Here is a 16,712-nt window from a genome sequence, read left to right as displayed (position 1 = left end):
GACCGACCGGCCAAGATCCTGCGGTGGGAGCAACGGCCGGCACCAGCGCCGGCCAGCAGCGGACAGGGAGATCGACATGCGAGCGAACACGAGAAGCGGCCTGCTGACGGCAGCCTTCGGAGCGGCTACGGTGCTGGCCGCGATGGGCTGGGCGACCCCGGCAGCGGCAGCTCCCGCCGGGCTGGAGACCGTCGTCGGGACGGCCGCCGACAGCAGCCAGGACAAGTCGGCGCTCGCGCCGTGCCCAGCCGGCAAGGTCGTCACCGGCGGAGGCGGGTTCCTCACCGCCGGGTCGAGTGCGCAGGGCAGGGTCGGGCTGGACCGCCTGGAACCACTGGCGAACGGCAGTGGCTTCTTCACGACCATGCGGGAGGTCGGCCCGACGAACTTCACCGGCGAGTGGGGGCTCCAGGCCATCGGCCAGTGCGCCACCCCACCGGCCGGTTACCAGGTCGTCGCGACGACCGGGGCCGCCGGCACGGAGTTCGTCACCGCGAGCTGCGGGACGAAGAAGGTCATCGGGATGGGCGGACGGATCAACGGCGGCCAGGGTGACGTTGTGCTCGACCAGGTGGTGCCGTCGTTCGACCTGACGTCGGTGACCGTCCGGGCGGTCGCGGTCCAGGGCACGGCACCGACCGGCTGGAGCGCCACCTCGTTCGCGGTCTGCGCCACCGCGCCCGCCGGGTTGGAGCGGATCGTGGTTACGGGAACCAGCGCGAGTGACCCCGCCACCACCCACCTGAAGACCTGCCCGGCCGGCAAGGCGCTCTACAGCATCGGAGCGGACATCAACGCCGGCAATGGGCAGGTGCTGCTCAGCGCGCTCAACATCACCGCCGGCACCACCCTGCGCGTACGAGCGGACGAGGACGCCGACGGCTTCGCCGGCACGTGGAGCCTGAGCGGGTACGGCGTCTGCGGCAGCTGACCGCGCCGCGCGGCGTCTGCCACAGCTGTCGGCGCCGCGCGGCGAAGGGCGTGAGCAGGTCGGTGCCGGTCACGCCCGGTGCCAACGCACCGTCATTCGCGGCGCACCAGTGGTTCGCCCTCCTCGGTGAGCTGCGCCTCGGCGCAGCTCACCGAGCGCCACGTCGGGGGCGGCAACTCTGTCGCGGGTCAGCGCGATCCAGTCCTCGGACAGTTGCGGCGTACGCGGTGACGGAGCTCAGCCACTTCGGCAGCGCGGCGCGAGAGTCGGCTACGTCGGCCAGTTCGCGGGCGCGGGCGTACAGCACCGAGGGCGGCCTGGTGACTGTGCTGAAGCCCGGGACCCGGCGCTCCCTCGCAGTCGACGACATCGGCAAGGCAGCCGCCGCGGCCATCATCGAATCCGACCGGTTCGACGAGGTCGAGGTCGGGCGGGGGCAGGAACCCGTCACGCAGGCCGGCGAGAGGGTTGTGTAGCCAGTCGAACAACACGAGCCGTGCGTGATCACGCGCGAAGAGCGCAGGGTGAGCGAGACCGCGCCCCCGCCCAACACGTATTGCTCAGCGGGCGTCACCACTCACGTTCTGCCGACCCGGACGCCGATGGCGAAGCCAGGCGCTCTCGTCGAACACCGGGGCCGGGCCGAGCTTGGGGATGTCCTTCATGTTGTGCATCCGGTGCGTCACCTCGACTCGCAGGCGCTCCTGGTAGTCGCGCCCGAAGCCGGTGAGTTCTTCCACCCGCCGCTGTAGAGCGTCGCGCTCGTTCTCCAACGTACGGATCGCGTCGCGGTAGCGCTGGAGGGCCGTATCCTCGGTCTTCCCGGCGTTCGCCTGCGCCTCGTCCACCAGCGACTGTGCCTGCCCCAGGGCGCTCCCGACCAGCTTGTCAGCCTCGCGGCGGGCGTCCGCGATGTGGCCGTCCGCCGTCTGCTGCGCCATCTCGAGCACACGGGTCACCTGACCGTCCTGTGCGCCCCCCTCGGTGCGAGACGCAGCCTGCGCACGGGCACGCTCCAGATCATCCTGCAGCAGATCCCGAACCCGTTCGGTGTCCGCCTTCTCGCTCATCACCCGCTGGAGCCTCGACCGCAGTTCCGATAGCTCGGCGTAGCCGGCTGCGCTGAGGCTGTCCCCCTCATGGGCGGATGGGCCATGCACGGACCTTCGACGCAGTGATTCATTTTCCTCGATCAATCGAATGATTTCATGTTCGATCCCATCGAGGAAGGCGTCGACTTCCTCCTCGTCGTAGCCCCTTTTGCCGATCGGCGGCTTCTTGAAAGCGACGTTATGGATGTCGGCCGGAGTTAATGGCATCTTGGCTCCCTGAAGTTCGCCCCGCGTGCACGGCGTAGCGCGAGACAGAGTACCTCAGCCGGTGCGGATGGACGCAGCGCATCAACAATGTCGCCGTTACGAGTGGCCTTCATTACAGATCATGAAAGGTCAGGCTCGTCCGATGTGGATGTGCTTGCTGGCGTGGCTTCGGGTGGATGGGTGCCATGAGGTATCCCGATGGTGGTGGGCTGTCCACGTGGGGACGGGCGACCGGGTGGTTCCCGCAGGGTGGGTCGGTGTCGGTGTGTGAGATCGCGGCGCGGCCTCGGGTGTCGCGGGAGGCGGCGTACGGCTGACGGAAGCGGGTGGCGCGCCGGGGTGCGGACGCCCTCGCACGTGACAGAAGATCGCCGCCGGGACCGGCTTTACGAGGTCACCCGCTCGCACGCCAGAATCCGCCACTGTCGGGCGGGCCGAAGCGACCACCCGCAGGCTCGGCGAGCACCCTCAGTTTTCGGAGCTGAGCTGGGCCGGCAGCTCGTCGGGGATGTGCTTGTCCCTGATGCCGGCACCATCCATGTCGTTCATCAGACTCGACAGATGCTCCTGTAGGCGCCTGCGGTAATCCTGCGCAAAATGAGTGAGAGTGATGATGTGCCGCTGTGCCTCCGTCAGACTGACGTCGAGGCCCTCGATCGCCTCCTTGTGGCGACCAACGGCCTGCGTCTCTGTTTTCTGCGCCTTGGCCTGCGCCTCCTGAACCATTCTTTCAATCTTCGCACGGGTTCCCGACAGCAGTTCATCGGCTTCCAGACGCGCCTTGCTCAGATACTCATCGGCGGTGCGTTGCGCCATCATGAGTACCGGCAGGCCCCTGCTTCCCTCATCGGGTGCGTCCTCCCTGGCCTGAGCGCGCGCCGACTCCAACTGTCGCTGCGCGTCCTGCGCGGCCTGCTCAGCGGCCGCCCGCTCTCTTTGCGACCGGTCCAACTGCGCCCGCAGTTCCTGCAACTCCGGGCCGAGCCGGTCGTGCGCGCCGACACCGGTCTCGACCTGCGCCCGCAGAGCGCTGTTGTCGTCCGCGAGCCGCTGGATCTCACGTTCGACCTCGTCGAGGAAGGCATCCACCTCTTCCTCGTCGTACCCCCGCTTGCCGAGCGAGGGCTTCTTGAAGGCCATGTTGTGAATGTCGGCCGGCGTCAGGGGCATAGGAACTCCTTGGATCGGTCGCTGAGCGACATCGCCCGTCGAGCCAGGGTTCGCTCTACCGTGCTGCGGATGCAGTAACCCCGTCACCGTCGGATGCGCAACGAGCGCGAGTGCCATCGCGCATCATATAGCAGCGATGGTCCACCCCCGCGTCTGCAAACTGCGGGCCGTCAGGGCGCGTCCACACTCTCTGCGGTGGGGCGCGCCGGAACCTGCTCGTCCGCGCGTCCGGCCTCTTCACCGGCCTGCTTCCGGTCGACGGGGAACCGCCAGAGACAGCCGAGGACGGCCAGCAGAGCAATGGCGCCGGCCACGAGGAGGATCATCCGGTAGCCGACGAAGACGAGCAGGCCGGCGCCGAGCGCCTGACCGAGAGCGTTCGGAGCGAACGTGAGCATGTGGACGGTTGCCGCCACCCGCCCGAGATAGGCCGACGGGATGTCGCGCTGCACCGAGGTGGCCACGACGACGAGCACCCACGGCAGGCTGAGACCGCCGAGAAAGCTCGCCACCACCACCGGAGACAGCGACGGGGTGGCCCGCATCAGCACGCCGACCGCGAACAGCACGACCGCCATGGCCACGAAGAGGCGCGCGCTCAGCCGTTTCATCAGCGGCCCCGCAAGCAGGCCACCTACCACGGCACCACCGCCCTGAACCGCGGCGAGCACGCCGACGAGGGCCGGAGCCCGGTGCAGGCCCTGGTCGACGATGGCGAACACCGTGGCACCGCCGACACCGGCGACGAACATCGTCACCGAGCCGACCAGCACCAGCCGGCGCAGCGCGGCATGGTGCCAGAGCAGGCGGGTGCTCTCGACGAGCCCACGCAGCCAACCCTCAGTGTGGTCGGACTCCGCCCCGGTGGTCACCGGGAGCCCGGGCCGGGGTCGGATCAGCGCACACAGGTACGCGGCCAGCACGAACGTGGCGGCATCGAGCGCCGCCACTGCGGAGCCGCCCAGGAGGCTGAACAGTCCCGCTCCGGCCAGCGGCGCGACGAGCTTCATGCCTTCGGAGGCCGACATCCGGAGTCCGTTGACATCGGCGAGCAGGTTGTCAGGGATGGCGGACGGCAGAATCGCCGTCTCGGCCGCGTCCGACGCGACGAAGCTGATGCCGTAGAGGAACATGACCACGAACAAGAGCCAGACCTGGTCGGCAGAGCGGACCAGCAGCAGCGAAAGCAGCAGAACGGCCATCACCAGGTTCGACACGATGAGGACGAGGCGGCGCTGGCGAACCTTGTCGACCACGGCCCCGATCACCGGCCCGACCAGGGTCGGCGCCCACACCAGGAAGGTCACCAGGGCGGCCAGGCTGGTCGATTTCGTCAGTGTCATCACCCAGATCCCGGCGACCAGCATCATCGCGCTGGTACCGAATCCGGAGACGACCACCGCACCCAGGTAGGCGGCCCCGTTGCGGTCCCGTAGGACGTGCGAGCTGCCACTCATCGAACCTCCAGCAGCGTTGTCCGGCTGGCGCGAGGCCTCCGCGCAGGACACCGAACGCCCCATCACTCAAAGTTGAGTGCTACCGGCTCAACTTAGGGAGATGGGATCGCTTCGTCAATGTTCGCGGTACAGCCCGTCACCGCTCAACGCGACCTCATCGACCCCGGACAGCCGCCAGGAGCGCCGGGATGCCCTGGTGCGTGGTCACGGGTTGAGCAGGCCGTTCTGCCGCAGCCAGGTTTCCACCGCGGGACGGGCATCGTTGACTTCTTCGCCGCGTACGGCGAGTCCGTCGGCGATGACAGCACCGCGGCAGGTGGCCGCGTAGTCGCGTTCGGTGGTGCCCAGCCCGCTCATGGCGTGGGTGGTAACCGGGTGGACGGTCTTGCCGGCGAAGTCGTAGCTGTCGGCGAACCTTGACATGATCATGGGTGCGCGGACGTTCCAGATCCCGCTGGCCAGCAGGACGATCTCGTACTGGTCGATGGACGCAAGTGGGTCGGCGATCACGGGACGCGCGTCGGTGCTCTGCTCTCGCACGTTGCGCTCGACGGTGTCCTGGTAGTCGTCGGAGTAGGGCTCGGCTGCTTCGATGCGGTGGACGTCGCATTCGATGAGCCTGCTGATCATGACGGCGAGCACTTCGGTGTTTCCAGTCCGCAGGTGGGTGCGGCCTCCGTAGTGATAGTTCCAGCCGGCGCGGGAGAAGTACGCCAGCAGCACTCTGGGACGCCCGCTGGATGTGGCCGAGCCGCGAGGCGCGGGGCTCGCGGTCGTTTGGCCGGACGTACCGGCCACGCAGCCGGCGAGGTTGCTCCCGGCCACGGCGCTCACCGTCACCAGACCGGCCAGTTGCAGCAGCGACCGTCGTCGTGTCGCCAGTGGCGAGTCCTGCATGTCATCCACTTCCACGTTGGTCGTCGGTGTTCATCAAGGGGGCGGGTCGCCCTCGGCCAGTAGCCAGGCGCGGCGTCGGGCGACCGCTTTCGCACCACGGCGGTGCCCTCAACGGGCTGGCGCGTCAGTCGACGCGGCGCCCGCCGAGCCACTCGACCATCGCGGGGTCGTGGTGATCGAAGAAGACGGTCGCGCCCGTGTCCAGGGCCGCGACACGGGTCATCTCGTCGTCGGTGAGGTCGAAGTCGAAGATGTCGAGGTTCTCGGCCATGCGGTCGGGACGTACGGACTTCGGAATGACCACGACATCACGCTGGGTGAGCCACCGCAGGACGACCTGGGCGACGGACTTGCCGTGCGCACTGCCGATCTCGGCCAGGACGGGGTTGGTGAACAGGTCGTTCCTGCCCTCGGCGAACGGACCCCAGGACTCGATCTGTACACCGTGTTCGCGCATGAGCTGCTGGTCGGCTTGGCGCTGGAAGAACGGGTGCGTCTCGATCTGGTTCACGGCCGGGGTAACGTCGTTGTGCTGGATCAAATCGACGAGCCGGTCGGGGTAGAAGTTGGAAACCCCGATCGCTTTGATCAGACTTTCGCCGTACAGCTTCTGCATAGCCCGCCAGGAACTGTAATAGTCCCCGAGGGGCTGGTGAATGAGGTACAGGTCGAGGTAGTCCAGGCCCAGGCGCCGCAGAGAATTGTCGAATTCGCGCTTGGCGGTGTCCTCGCCGGTGTGTTGGATCCACATCTTGGTGGTGATGAACAACTCCTCGCGCGGGATTCCGCTGCCCTTGATCGCGCGGCCAACGGCTTCCTCGTTGCCGTACGAGGCGGCGGTGTCGATGGACCGGTAGCCGGCGGCGAGAGCGTCCGTGACAACCTGCTCGGTCTGGTCTTCGGGGACCTGGAAGACGCCGAAGCCGAGAATCGGCATCTGGACGCCGTTGTTGAGCGTGATCAGTCGGTTCTGTGGTGCCACGATGACTTCCTCCGCAGGTTCAGTGGGCTCTGCCAGCCCGGGTGGGCCGGTAGTCGGTCAGTTCCTTCCGCTGACTCCACGAAACCTGATTTCCCGCGCGGCAGGCAGTGACGGTCCTGCCCGGTAATGCCAGACCCTCCCTGCCTGCCGCACGGGCGTCGTACGGTCGAGGACGTGGACAACCGGGACGAGGTTCGCGACTTCCTCATCACCCGCCGGGAGCGGCTGACCCCCGAGCAGGCGGGGGTGCCGTTCTTCGGCGGCAAGCGACGGGTCAAGGGACTGCGCCGCGAAGAGGTCGCGATGCTCGCCGGAATCAGCACCGACTACTACACCCGTCTCGAACGCGGCAACCTGGCCGGCGTCTCCCATTCGGTGCTCGAAGCCCTGTTCCGGGCTCTGCAGCTCGACGAGGCCGAGCGCACACACCTGTTCAACCTGGCCGACACCGCCAACGCCATCGGACGTGCGGTCACAGGCCGCCCGCCCCGACGCCCGACAAGCCGGACGATCGTCCGTCAGGGAGTACAGCGCATCCTCGACACCATCAACGCCCCCGCGTACGCCCGCAACGGATGTCTCGACGTTTTGGCCATGAATCGACTCGGTCACGCGCTTTACGCGGACGCCGTGGGCACGGGTGCCACCTTCAACCTCGCCCGCCACCTCTTCCTCGACCTCCGCTCGCAGGACTTCTACCGCGAGTGGGAGACCGTAGCCGCAGACTGCGTCGCCGCCTTACGCACCCAAGCCGGACGCACCCCCTACGACCGCGGCCTCACCGATCTGATCGGCGAACTCAGCACCCGCAGCGCGCACTTTCGTACCTGGTGGGCCACTCACAACGTGAGGCTGCACCACACCGCCACCAAGACGATGCACCACGCGATCGCGGGCGACCTCGAACTCACCGGCGAAGCCCTCCAGCTACCCGGCGATCCGGACCTGACCATCGTCACCTACACCTTCGAACCCACCGGCCCCACCGCGCAAGCCCTCGCCTTCCTGTCCACCTGGTGCACCCCAGAAGCCTCCGGCCGAACCACAGGATCAGGCCGAGGCACGGCACACCCCGGTAGCCGCTTGCCGCAGGACCCCGGTGTCGACACCCCGTGAGACCGGGACGCGGCTACCTGACCCGTCATCCTGACGGCCGGCGGTAAGCGGGTCCGGCTACCGGACGCCGGCCTCCACGGTCAGCGTCCCGGCCTCGGCGTCGATTGCGGCCCGGGCGCCGAGCGGGATGGTGAGCTGGCCGTTGCCGTGCCCGAGACGGAGCCCGCCAAGCACCGGGACGCCGAGGTCGCAGAGACGATCCCTGAGTACGGCCACGGCGTCCCACTCGCCGGGCTCGGCGACGCTGTTGGTGACCTGACCGACCACCACCCCGGCAACCCGGCCAAGCACGCCCACCCGGCGCAGTTCGGTCAACATGCTGTCGTAGTTGTACGGAGCCTCGTCCACGTCCTCGAAGAACAGGATGGCGCCGTCGAAGTCCGGTGCGTCCCCGGCGCCCAGCGAGGTCGAGATAAGGGTCAGGCACCCGCCGAGCAGCCGGCCGGTCGCCCGACCCGGCACCATGACCGAGGCGGCGGTCTCGGCCGGATCCCGGTTGATGGTGATCGGCGTGGTGGTCATGACCGCCCGGCGCAGCGCCTCGGCCGAGTCCGGACCGGTCCGGCTGTCCGTCCAGTTGACCATCGGGCCGTAGAAGCTGACCAGGCCGGCCTCGCGCCACAGTCGACCGTGGATGCTGGTGATGTCACTGAACCCGACCACCACCTTCGGGTCGCGACGCAGGGCGGACACGTTCATCCGGTCCACGATCCGCTGGGTGCCGTAGCCGCCACGGGCGGCGAAGACAGCCCGCACACCCGGGTCGGCGAACGCGGCGTTCACGTCGGCCAGCCGCTGCGCGTCGGTGCCGGCCAGGTAGCCGTACCGGGTGAAGACGTGCTGGCCCAGTTCCACCTTCAGCCCCCAGCCACGGAGGATCTCGATGCCACGGTCCATCAGGGCGGGGTCCGGGGTGCTGCCCGGCGACACCACCCGAACCCGGTCACCGGGGACCAGGGCACGGGCCCGGACCGGAGGCCGCCCACCGCGCGGCGCCGCCTGAACCGCCCCGGCGGCGCCGATCAGCAGCGCACCACCGGCCGCCGCCGCTGCCCCGGCGTGCAGCACGTGCCGCCGGGACAGGGCCGCGGCGCCGGGACCCGTAGTGGCCACGCCCTCGTCAGAATCTCGCATCGGCGTCCTCCCCCGTCGTGCCGGGACCGGCATTCCGACCCGGGCAATCCATCCAGCGACATCAATGCTAACGATCGCCCGCAAGCGATCTGCGTGTCTGGACGAGGACACCTCCGCTGCGACGGCCCTACAACACGGCGACTATCGGGCGACGACGTAGGCGAGGACCGCTAACCCGCCCGCCACGACCAGTGCGCTGCCGGCGGCCAGCAGAACGGCACCTCCCGGGCGGCCGAGGTGGGTGGGCAGCCGGACGGCGCGATACCGGCGTTTGGCCAGGACGGCCATCGCGACGGCGACCGGAGCGCAGGCCAGCACGAGCCCTCCGGCGAACGGATGACGCGGCACCAGCTCACGGCCGACGGCGACCAGCACGGTGGCCGTCGCCATCGCGGTACGCAGCCACGCGAGCAGGGTGCGTTCGGCCTGTGCCCCCCGGTCGGCGAGCTGCGGCTCCATCAGATCGACACGACGACGGCGATCGTCACGCCGGCCGCGACCACCCCCACCGCCGAGACGACCGCGACGGGGGTGGACGGCAACGGCAACTGCTGCCGCAGTGCGCGCTCGTTGCGGCTCCACCGGGGGAACGCCTCGGCAGCCACCCCGACGGCCAGCACCGCCAGCACGGCCGCCGTCCACCGCGAGCCGTCCGTGCCGAAGGCCCTGACCGCCGCGGCGGCCACCATCAGCCCCAGGGCGGTCCGCAGCCAGGCGAGGAACGTGCGTTCGTTGGCGAGGGTGAACCGCGGGTCCGGCTCCGTGCCCACCCCGTAGACCCGGCGCGGCCAGCGCGGATCGGCTGGTCCCGGCCGCTCGCCCGGGCCGACCGACGTGGAAGGTGCCTCGTCCGTCACCCGGCGACCGGCACCGAGGGCTGCCACGGGGTGTCCCCACACTCCCGCTGGACGCGGGCCAACTCCTCGATTAGCGCCACCCGGATCTGGGCGTACGCCGGGTCGTCGTAGACGCTGCGCATCTCCCACGGGTCGGCCCGCAGGTCGAACAGCTCCCACTCCGGCTCCTGGGCCGTGGCGGAGGTGCCGGGCAGGCCGAGCCCGTCGGCGTAGTAGTAGACCAGCTTGTGGTCGTGGGTACGTACGCCGTAGTGCGCCCACACGTGGTGTTCGTCGTCGTCGTGCTCCCAGTAGCGGTAGTACACCGACTGCCGCCAGTCGCCGACGTCCTCGCCGCGCAGCAGCGACCGCAGTGAGCGTCCCTGCATGCGGGGGTCGGCCGGCACGTCGGCGTAGTCGAGGAACGTCTGGGCGAAGTCGACGTTCATGGCGAGGGCGTTGCTGGCGGAGCCGGCCGGGATCTCCGCCGGGTAGCGGATCAGGAATGGCATCCGCAGCGACTCCTCGTACATGAACCGCTTGTCGTACCAGCCGTGGTCACCCAGGAAGAAACCCTGGTCCGACGTGTAGACGACGATGGTGTCGTCGGTCAGCCCGTGTTCGTCGAGGTAGTCGAGCAGGCGGCCGACGTTGTCGTCGACCCCGGCGACGCAGCGTAGATAGTCCTTGATGTACCGCTGATAGGTCCAGAGCGCGGCCTCGTCCGGATCCAGGTGCGGCGGCAGCATCTCCTTGATGTCGTCAGCCGTCAGGTCCCGGTCCACCCGCATCCGTGCGGCCCGGGCCGCGGCGGCGTGCCCGGAGTGGTCGTCGTCGAACGAGCCCGGCACGGCCACGTCGTCGACGTACAGGTCACGGTGCTTGTCGTCGGGTTCCCAGTTGCGGTGCGGCGCCTTGTGGTGCACCAGCAGGCAGAAGGGGCGCTGCGGGTCGCGCTGGTCGAGCCAGTCGACGGCCAGGTCGGTGATGATGTTGGTGCAGTAGCCCGGGCGGACCCGCTCGGTGCCGTCCATGCCGATGAAGACCGGATCGCGGTAGCGGCCCTGGCCCGGCACGACCTCCCAGTAGTCGAAGCCGCGGGGGTCGTGCTCCGGGCCGTGCCCGAGGTGCCACTTGCCGACCAACGCCGTCTGGTAGCCGGCCCGGCGCAGCAGCTCCGGGAAGACGAGCTGCCGGTTGTCGAACTCGGTCGACAACGTCTGCACGCCGTTGACGTGGTTGTAGGTGCCGGTGAGGATGGTGGCCCGACTGGGCGCGCAGAGCGAGTTGGTGCAGAAACAGTTCTCCAGCAGCGCACCGCCGGTCGCGATGCGGTCGATGTGCGGTGTCTGGTTGATCTTGCTTCCGTAGGCGCCGACCGCGTGCGCGGCGTGGTCGTCGGCCATGATGAAGACGATGTTGGGCCGCACGGGTTGATCCTTTCTGAAACGACTGGTGCTCAGGACGCGTACGCGGCGGCGTCGTAGTAGGTGTTCGGGTCGACCACGTCCGGCAGCTTGCCGAGGTCCTTGAAGAGGCCGTTGAGGCCGTTGAGCCAGCCCGCGACGGTGCCGTCGGTGGACTTGGCGGCGAGTTCGGCCGACGGCAGGAACCGGGCGTTGGTGGCTTCGGCGCGCAACTGGTCGACCGGTGCAGACTTGAGGAACTTCGCGGTGAGCGCGACCGCCCCCTCCACGTCGGCCGCCCGCTCGTCGTTGGCGGCACGCAGTACCGCGAGCACCTTCTTCACCAGTTCCGGCTTGCCGGTCACCACGTCGTTGCGCCCGACGTAGGCGGACGGGAAGCTGATGTCCGGGTAGAAGTCCTCGTTCTTGGCCAGCTCCGTCAGGTCCGGCACCCGCTTCTTGATCGTGCCGATCAGCGGGTACCAGATGCCGGCCGCGTCGATCTGGCCGGAACCGAAGGCGGTGACCACCGTACTGGCGTCCATCGCGACCTTCTGGACGTCGTCGATGGAGAGCCCGGCGCGCCGCAGCGCCAGCCGCACGATCATGTCGCCGGAGGTACCCTCCGGCACGCCGATCTTCTTGCCCTTGAGCGCGGCGATGGAGGTGATACCCGGCTGGGCGATGACCCGGTCGGCGAACCCCAGCGAGTTGACGGCGATGACTCGGGCCTTGCCGGAGGCCGGCAGCCACATCGCACCCGGGCCCAGGTAGCCGAAGTCGAGGTCGCCGGCGCCGAGCGCCTGCACCTGGAGGGGTCCGTTGGTGAAGACCTTCAGGTCCGGCTTCAGGCCGTGCTGGGCCCACAGCTTCTTCTCCTGGGCGATCGCCATCAGGCTCGCACCGGTGAAGTCGGCGATGTAGCCCAGCTTCACCGGTTCGCCACCGCCGGAGCCGCCGGCTGCGGACTGCTCGTCGTCGCCGCAGGCGGTGAGGGCGGCGGCGGTGCCGAGGCCGACGAGGCCGGCCAGGACGGCACGACGGGACAGAGGGCTCATAGCGATGCACCTTCCGGAGAGGTCTGGTGGTAGACGGCGCGCCAGACCCGATTGCGGATCTGGGAGAATTCCGGCGAGAGGCGGACGGCTTCGGTACGCGGGTACGGCAGGTCCACGTCGATGACCTCGTACACCCGGCCTGGCCTGGCCGCCATCACGACGACCCGGTTGGCGAGGTAGACCGCCTCGTCGACGTCGTGGGTGATGAACATGACGGTGCGGCGCTCGGAGCCCCAGGTGGCCAGCAGTTGATCCTGCAACTGCACCCGGGTGAGGGCGTCGAGGGCGCCGAAGGGTTCGTCCATGAGCAGGATGCCGGGGTCGACGGCGTAGGCGCGGGCGATCGCGCAGCGCTGCCGCATCCCGCCGGAGAGCATCCGGGGCAGCGCGTCCGCGAAGTCGGTGAGGCCCACCAGGTCGATGAAGTGCTGCGCCCGGCGTCGCCGCTCGGCCCGCCCGACCTTGGCGATCCGGAGACCGAACTCGACGTTCTGACGCACGGTCAGCCAGGGGAAGAGCGCGTACTGCTGGAAGATGACGCCGCGTTCCGGGCTGGGCCCGTTTACCGGCCGCGAGTCGACGAGCACCTCACCGCCGGTGGGTTCGACGAGGCCGGCCGCGATGTTCATCAGGGTCGACTTGCCGCACCCGGACGGTCCGACCACGGTGACGAACTCGCGGTCGGCGATGTCCAGGTCGACGTCCCGCAGCGCGTGGAACGGTTGCCCGCCCACGTCGAAGGTGCGGCTGACGGAGCGGAAGGAGATCTTCTCGGTCATCGGCGTTCCTGCCATCCGGTGAGGCGCTTCTCCGCGGCGAGCAGCAGCCGGTCCATGATCAGGCCGAGCACGCCGATGGTGATCAGGCCGACGAAGATGCTCGGCAGGTCGTAGTAGATCTGCGACTGCTGCATCCGGTAGCCGAGGCCTTCCTGCGCGGCGATCAGCTCGGCCGCCACCAGGGTCGCCCACGCCGCGCCGAGGCCGACGCGCATGCCGACCAGGATGAACGGGGTGGAGGCGGGGACCACGACCCGGCGGAACACCACGGCGTCGTTGGCCCCGAGCACCCGGGCAGCGTTGATCATGGTGGCGTCGACGCTCACCACGCCCTGGAACGTCGACACGACGCAGGACAGGAACGCGGCCAGGAAGATGACGAAGATCTTCGGGGTCTCCCCGATGCCCATCAGCAGGATGGCCAGCGGGATGACGGCCAGCGGCGGGATCGTGCGGAAGAACTGCACGTAGGGCTCGATCAGGCCCCGGGCCGTCCGGTACCAGCCCATGAGGAAGCCGACCGGCACCGCGAGGGCGCTGCCGAGCGCGAATCCGATGAGCACCCGGCGCAGGCTGGCGAGGCTGTCGTCGAGCAGGGTGCCGTCCATCGCGAGTTCACCGGCGCGGACGGCGACCGCCTGCGGCCCGGGAAGGCCCGACACTCCGACCCGGGCGAGCACGGTCCAGATGCCGAGGCCGAGCACGACGGCGAGCAGGTTCCACACCGGCAGCGGTACGGCGCGACGCGGCGGCGACGCCGCGCGGGTGGTGTCCGGCCCGCGGGTCCGGGGTGGTTGAACGTCTATCGGCACGGTGGCCCTCCGTAGCCCAACTCGGATGTGGGCGCCTCCCCTTCCCGGCAGGCGGCGCTCAAGGTAAGGGAATCTTTCGGTACGCGGCTAATCATGTCAACCCTTCGGACTAAATTGCCGAGCCAGCCGCCCTTGCCCAGCCGCCTTCCCCGCGCTCACAAAGCGTGAGCTCCGGGGCGCCGACAGCCTACGAGGCTCCGCACGGGGAACGACGCCGGCCCACGCGCACCGCCCGGCGAATTAATGTGCAACCCATTGACGGAATTAGAGGGGTGCGGCCAGACTGCCGGCGTACCGAGCCACCCAGTCGCCCGGCGATCCGGGCGACGGACGAAGGAGTCCCATGCCGATTCCGCGCTCCCGCCCCGTCCCCGGATCGAGACGCCGGTCGATCGCGGCGCACCTCGCCGTGCTGATCGCCGCGACGTTCGTCGCACCCGCCACCTCCGCGGCCCCGGCCGCCGCCGCAACCGCGCCGGTGAACCTGGCCCGGACCGGCGCCGCCACCGCGTCGAGCGTCGAACTCGACCGGGCCGACTTCGTCGCCGCGCAGGTCAACGACGGTGACCGCGGCACCCGATGGTCGTCGAAGTACCAGGACGACAACTGGGTGCAGGTGCGGCTGGCGACCGCCGCCACGGTCGACCACGTCGTGCTCAGCTGGCCCAACGCGTGCGCCCGTGACTTCACCCTGCAGACCTCCGCCAACGGCACCACCTGGACCGACGTCGCCCGCGTCCAGCGCGACACCTGCCCCCGGACCGACGTCATCGCGGTGAACTCGTCCCAACCGGTGTCCCACGTGCGGATGCAGGGACACCAGCGGTGGGCGGGTTACGGCTACTCGATCTCCGAGTTCGAGATCTGGAACACCACGATGCCGGCCCCCGCGCCCTCGCGGGGCCTGCTGCCCAGACCGGTGTCGATGTCGGAGACCGGCGGCACGCCGTACACCCTGAACCGGAACACGCCCGTCGTCGCGGTCGGGCCACAGGCGACCGCGCCCGCGACCTACCTCGCCGGCCTCCTCCGCCCGGCCACCGGGTACGGGCTGCCGGTGGTCACCCGCAGCTCCGCACCCGCGCCCATCGTCGTCGAGGTCGGCGCCGGCAAGGGACCCGCCGGACAGGCCGCCGAGGGGTACCGGCTGGTCGTCACCACCGCGAAGATCCAGATCAGCGCCGACACGCCGAACGGGGCACTCAACGGGGTGCAGACGTTGCGGCAGCTCCTCCCCCAGTGGGTGGAGTCCGACACCGTCGTCGACGCCCCGTGGACGGTGCCGGCGGTGACCATCTCCGACCATCCACGCTTCGCCCACCGCGGGATGATGCTCGACGTCGCCCGCAGCTTCTACCCGGTGCACGAGGTCAAGGCGTACATCGACGCTGCGGCACAGTACAAGATCAATCGCCTGCACCTGCACCTGACCGACGACCAGGGCTGGCGGATCGCCGTCGACAACCCGGCGAGCAACCCGGCGGGCATCGACTACGGCCTGCTCACCTCGGTCAGCGGACGCACCGCCATGACCTACAACGACAACGGCCAACTGATGGGCACCGAGCTGGGCGTCACCGGCTTCTACACCAAGGCCGACTACGCCGAGATCGTGCGCTACGCCGGCCTGAACGGCATGACGGTCGTGCCGGAGATCGACATTCCGGGGCACACCAACGCGGCGCTGCACGCCATCCCCCAGTTGAACACGGCCGGTGCCGCGCCGAAGCCGGCGACCGGAGCGCAGACCGCCCCGGCCAACGGCACCGGCAACGTCGGCTACTCCACGCTCGACGCCGCCAGCCCGGCGACGTACGAGTTCGTCACCCAGGTCCTGACCCAGATCGCCGCCATGACCCCCGGCCCCTACCTGCACATCGGCGGCGACGAGGCCCATGTCACCAGCCGCGCGAACTACACCACGATGGTCGACTCCTTCAACGCGACGGTCGCCTCACTCGGCAAGACCGTGGTCGGCTGGAACGAGTACGCCGGCACGGCGCTGCCACAGGACAAGGCCGTGGTGCAGTACTGGAACGGCGACCGCACCGCGGTCGCCAACGCGGTGACCAGGCGCGGCGCCAAGGTCGTCCTCTCCCCCGCCCCCCCCACACGTACGTGCCGCAGAAGCAGGACTCCCGCCAGCCGCTCGGCGGCACCTGGGCCTGCGGCGGACCGTGCGGGCTGGACCGGCACTACAACTGGGACCCGGGCACCTTCATCCCGAACATCGCCGAGACCAGCGTGCTCGGTGTCGAATCGGCGCTCTGGGGCGAGTTCATCCGCCGCCTCGGCCAGGCGCAGTACTACAGCCTTCCGCGCCTGATCGCCACCGCCGAGGTGGGATGGACGCCGCAGGCACAACGCGACTACGCCGACTTCACCACGCGCCTGTCGGTGGCCGGGGGCCGGTTGACGGTCCAGGGCGTCAACTTCTTCCCCACCACCGACGTGGCCTGGCGTAGGCAGGCGATCGGCCGATCGGTCACCGTGGCCGTCGGCGCACCGGCCGGCGCCGCCTGGACGGTCACCGCCCCCGGGGTCAGCACCGCCGACCTGACCGCCACGGTCACCTGGAGTGACGGGCAAGTGGAGGCGCTGACGCCGACCGCCACGCGCGAGCCGAGCATCCCGGCGATGCGGGTCAACAGCGCGTTCACCGTGCTGTCCCGGCGCACGTTCGGCACGCCGGGAACGTACACCGGGACGCTGTCGGTGCGCTCGGCCGGGCTGGCCCCGGTCGAGGCACCGCTGACCGTCACCGTTCGCGCCGCCTGACCGCCGGCCGGCGCCGTCACCTCGTCCGGTGACGGCG

At 69.5% G+C, this 16,712-nt stretch carries 17 protein-coding genes; 5 read left to right on the top strand and 12 right to left on the bottom strand.

The window, feature by feature from the left end:
* The first annotated feature begins 76 nt into the window (after nt 1–76).
* A complete protein-coding gene (locus GA0070608_RS21320; protein ID WP_141719522.1) occupies nt 77–931 on the top strand; it encodes a hypothetical protein in 855 nt (284 codons plus the stop codon).
* Nucleotides 932–1,158: 227 nt separating this feature from the next.
* Nucleotides 1,159–1,407 carry a hypothetical protein gene (locus GA0070608_RS33075; protein WP_091630308.1) on the top strand — a complete coding sequence of 83 codons (249 nt, stop codon included), beginning with the start codon at nt 1,159–1,161 and terminating at the stop codon, nt 1,405–1,407.
* A gap of 84 nt (nt 1,408–1,491) precedes the next feature.
* Here the strand turns inward: GA0070608_RS33075 and GA0070608_RS21310 are convergent, their stop codons facing one another.
* The 5 genes from GA0070608_RS21310 to GA0070608_RS21290 form a co-directional block, all read right to left on the bottom strand.
* Nucleotides 1,492–2,250 (bottom strand): DivIVA domain-containing protein, encoded by a 759-nt coding sequence (locus GA0070608_RS21310; RefSeq protein WP_091630307.1) that lies wholly within the window; start codon nt 2,248–2,250, stop codon nt 1,492–1,494.
* Nucleotides 2,251–2,718: 468 nt separating this feature from the next.
* A complete protein-coding gene (locus tag GA0070608_RS21305) occupies nt 2,719–3,420 on the bottom strand; it encodes a DivIVA domain-containing protein (protein WP_091630306.1) in 702 nt (233 codons plus the stop codon).
* 170 nt (nt 3,421–3,590) lie between these two features.
* Nucleotides 3,591–4,877 (bottom strand): MFS transporter, encoded by a 1,287-nt coding sequence (locus tag GA0070608_RS21300; RefSeq protein WP_091630305.1) that lies wholly within the window; start codon nt 4,875–4,877, stop codon nt 3,591–3,593.
* A 204-nt stretch (nt 4,878–5,081) separates the two neighbouring features.
* Nucleotides 5,082–5,774, bottom strand: coding sequence for a flavodoxin (locus GA0070608_RS21295; protein ID WP_091630304.1), 693 nt, complete (start codon nt 5,772–5,774; stop codon nt 5,082–5,084).
* Between the two features lie 124 nt (nt 5,775–5,898).
* Nucleotides 5,899–6,756, bottom strand: coding sequence for an aldo/keto reductase (locus GA0070608_RS21290; protein WP_245715867.1), 858 nt, complete (start codon nt 6,754–6,756; stop codon nt 5,899–5,901).
* A gap of 126 nt (nt 6,757–6,882) precedes the next feature.
* On the opposite strand from GA0070608_RS21290, the gene GA0070608_RS21285 reads away from it, so the two are divergent.
* The gene (locus tag GA0070608_RS21285; protein WP_281186139.1) at nt 6,883–7,872 is read left to right on the top strand and encodes a helix-turn-helix transcriptional regulator; all 990 of its coding nucleotides are present in this window, start codon (nt 6,883–6,885) and stop codon (nt 7,870–7,872) included.
* A 57-nt stretch (nt 7,873–7,929) separates the two neighbouring features.
* Here the strand turns inward: GA0070608_RS21285 and GA0070608_RS21280 are convergent, their stop codons facing one another.
* The 7 genes from GA0070608_RS21280 to GA0070608_RS21250 all read right to left on the bottom strand — a co-directional run bounded on the left by GA0070608_RS21280 (nt 7,930) and on the right by GA0070608_RS21250 (nt 13,897).
* Nucleotides 7,930–9,006 (bottom strand): S66 peptidase family protein, encoded by a 1,077-nt coding sequence (locus GA0070608_RS21280; protein WP_091630302.1) that lies wholly within the window; start codon nt 9,004–9,006, stop codon nt 7,930–7,932.
* Nucleotides 9,007–9,147: 141 nt separating this feature from the next.
* Nucleotides 9,148–9,465, bottom strand: a complete 318-nt coding sequence (locus GA0070608_RS21275; RefSeq protein WP_091630301.1) for a DUF202 domain-containing protein — start codon at nt 9,463–9,465, stop codon at nt 9,148–9,150.
* Nucleotides 9,465–9,890 (bottom strand): YidH family protein, encoded by a 426-nt coding sequence (locus GA0070608_RS21270; RefSeq protein ID WP_218107547.1) that lies wholly within the window; start codon nt 9,888–9,890, stop codon nt 9,465–9,467. The genes GA0070608_RS21275 and GA0070608_RS21270 overlap by 1 nt, the downstream gene beginning before the upstream one ends.
* Nucleotides 9,860–11,272, bottom strand: coding sequence for a sulfatase family protein (locus tag GA0070608_RS21265; protein ID WP_218107546.1), 1,413 nt, complete (start codon nt 11,270–11,272; stop codon nt 9,860–9,862). Before GA0070608_RS21265 ends, GA0070608_RS21270 begins: the two co-directional genes overlap by 31 nt.
* A 29-nt stretch (nt 11,273–11,301) precedes the next feature.
* Entirely contained in the window at nt 11,302–12,306 is a 1,005-nt protein-coding gene (locus GA0070608_RS21260) for an aliphatic sulfonate ABC transporter substrate-binding protein (protein ID WP_091630300.1), read from the bottom strand.
* Nucleotides 12,303–13,085: an ABC transporter ATP-binding protein gene (locus tag GA0070608_RS21255; protein WP_091630299.1), complete on the bottom strand. Its 783-nt coding sequence runs from the start codon at nt 13,083–13,085 to the stop codon at nt 12,303–12,305. Before GA0070608_RS21255 ends, GA0070608_RS21260 begins: the two co-directional genes overlap by 4 nt.
* The gene (locus GA0070608_RS21250) at nt 13,082–13,897 is read right to left on the bottom strand and encodes an ABC transporter permease (RefSeq protein WP_218107545.1); all 816 of its coding nucleotides are present in this window, start codon (nt 13,895–13,897) and stop codon (nt 13,082–13,084) included. Before GA0070608_RS21250 ends, GA0070608_RS21255 begins: the two co-directional genes overlap by 4 nt.
* Before the next feature lie 343 nt (nt 13,898–14,240).
* Here GA0070608_RS21250 and GA0070608_RS21245 point away from each other — a divergent pair, with 343 nt between their 5' ends.
* Nucleotides 14,241–16,223 (top strand): family 20 glycosylhydrolase, encoded by a 1,983-nt coding sequence (locus GA0070608_RS21245; protein WP_218107544.1) that lies wholly within the window; start codon nt 14,241–14,243, stop codon nt 16,221–16,223.
* Nucleotides 16,142–16,675 carry a family 20 glycosylhydrolase gene (locus GA0070608_RS34000; protein ID WP_218107703.1) on the top strand — a complete coding sequence of 178 codons (534 nt, stop codon included), beginning with the start codon at nt 16,142–16,144 and terminating at the stop codon, nt 16,673–16,675. The genes GA0070608_RS21245 and GA0070608_RS34000 overlap by 82 nt, the downstream gene beginning before the upstream one ends.
* Nucleotides 16,676–16,712 lie beyond the last annotated feature (37 nt).

The organism is Micromonospora peucetia, assembly GCF_900091625.1.
GTDB lineage: Bacteria > Actinomycetota > Actinomycetes > Mycobacteriales > Micromonosporaceae > Micromonospora > Micromonospora peucetia.
Note: the sequence above shows the minus strand (reverse complement) of the source record. Positions and strands in the feature narration are given on the sequence as shown.

What these genes read in the sequence shown, in the direction of transcription:
- GA0070608_RS21260 (WP_091630300.1), bottom strand. Translation starts at nt 12,306, where the DNA reads ATGAGCCCTCTGTCCCGTCGTGCCGTCCTGGCCGGCCTCGTCGGCCTC.
- GA0070608_RS21305 (WP_091630306.1), bottom strand. Translation starts at nt 3,420, where the DNA reads ATGCCCCTGACGCCGGCCGACATTCACAACATGGCCTTCAAGAAGCCC.
- GA0070608_RS21300 (WP_091630305.1), bottom strand. Translation starts at nt 4,877, where the DNA reads ATGAGTGGCAGCTCGCACGTCCTACGGGACCGCAACGGGGCCGCCTAC.
- GA0070608_RS21285 (WP_281186139.1), top strand. Translation starts at nt 6,883, where the DNA reads ATGCCAGACCCTCCCTGCCTGCCGCACGGGCGTCGTACGGTCGAGGAC.
- GA0070608_RS21280 (WP_091630302.1), bottom strand. Translation starts at nt 9,006, where the DNA reads ATGCGAGATTCTGACGAGGGCGTGGCCACTACGGGTCCCGGCGCCGCG.
- GA0070608_RS21255 (WP_091630299.1), bottom strand. Translation starts at nt 13,085, where the DNA reads ATGACCGAGAAGATCTCCTTCCGCTCCGTCAGCCGCACCTTCGACGTG.
- GA0070608_RS21245 (WP_218107544.1), top strand. Translation starts at nt 14,241, where the DNA reads ATGCCGATTCCGCGCTCCCGCCCCGTCCCCGGATCGAGACGCCGGTCG.
- GA0070608_RS21310 (WP_091630307.1), bottom strand. Translation starts at nt 2,250, where the DNA reads ATGCCATTAACTCCGGCCGACATCCATAACGTCGCTTTCAAGAAGCCG.
- GA0070608_RS21320 (WP_141719522.1), top strand. Translation starts at nt 77, where the DNA reads ATGCGAGCGAACACGAGAAGCGGCCTGCTGACGGCAGCCTTCGGAGCG.
- GA0070608_RS21295 (WP_091630304.1), bottom strand. Translation starts at nt 5,774, where the DNA reads ATGCAGGACTCGCCACTGGCGACACGACGACGGTCGCTGCTGCAACTG.
- GA0070608_RS21275 (WP_091630301.1), bottom strand. Translation starts at nt 9,465, where the DNA reads ATGGAGCCGCAGCTCGCCGACCGGGGGGCACAGGCCGAACGCACCCTG.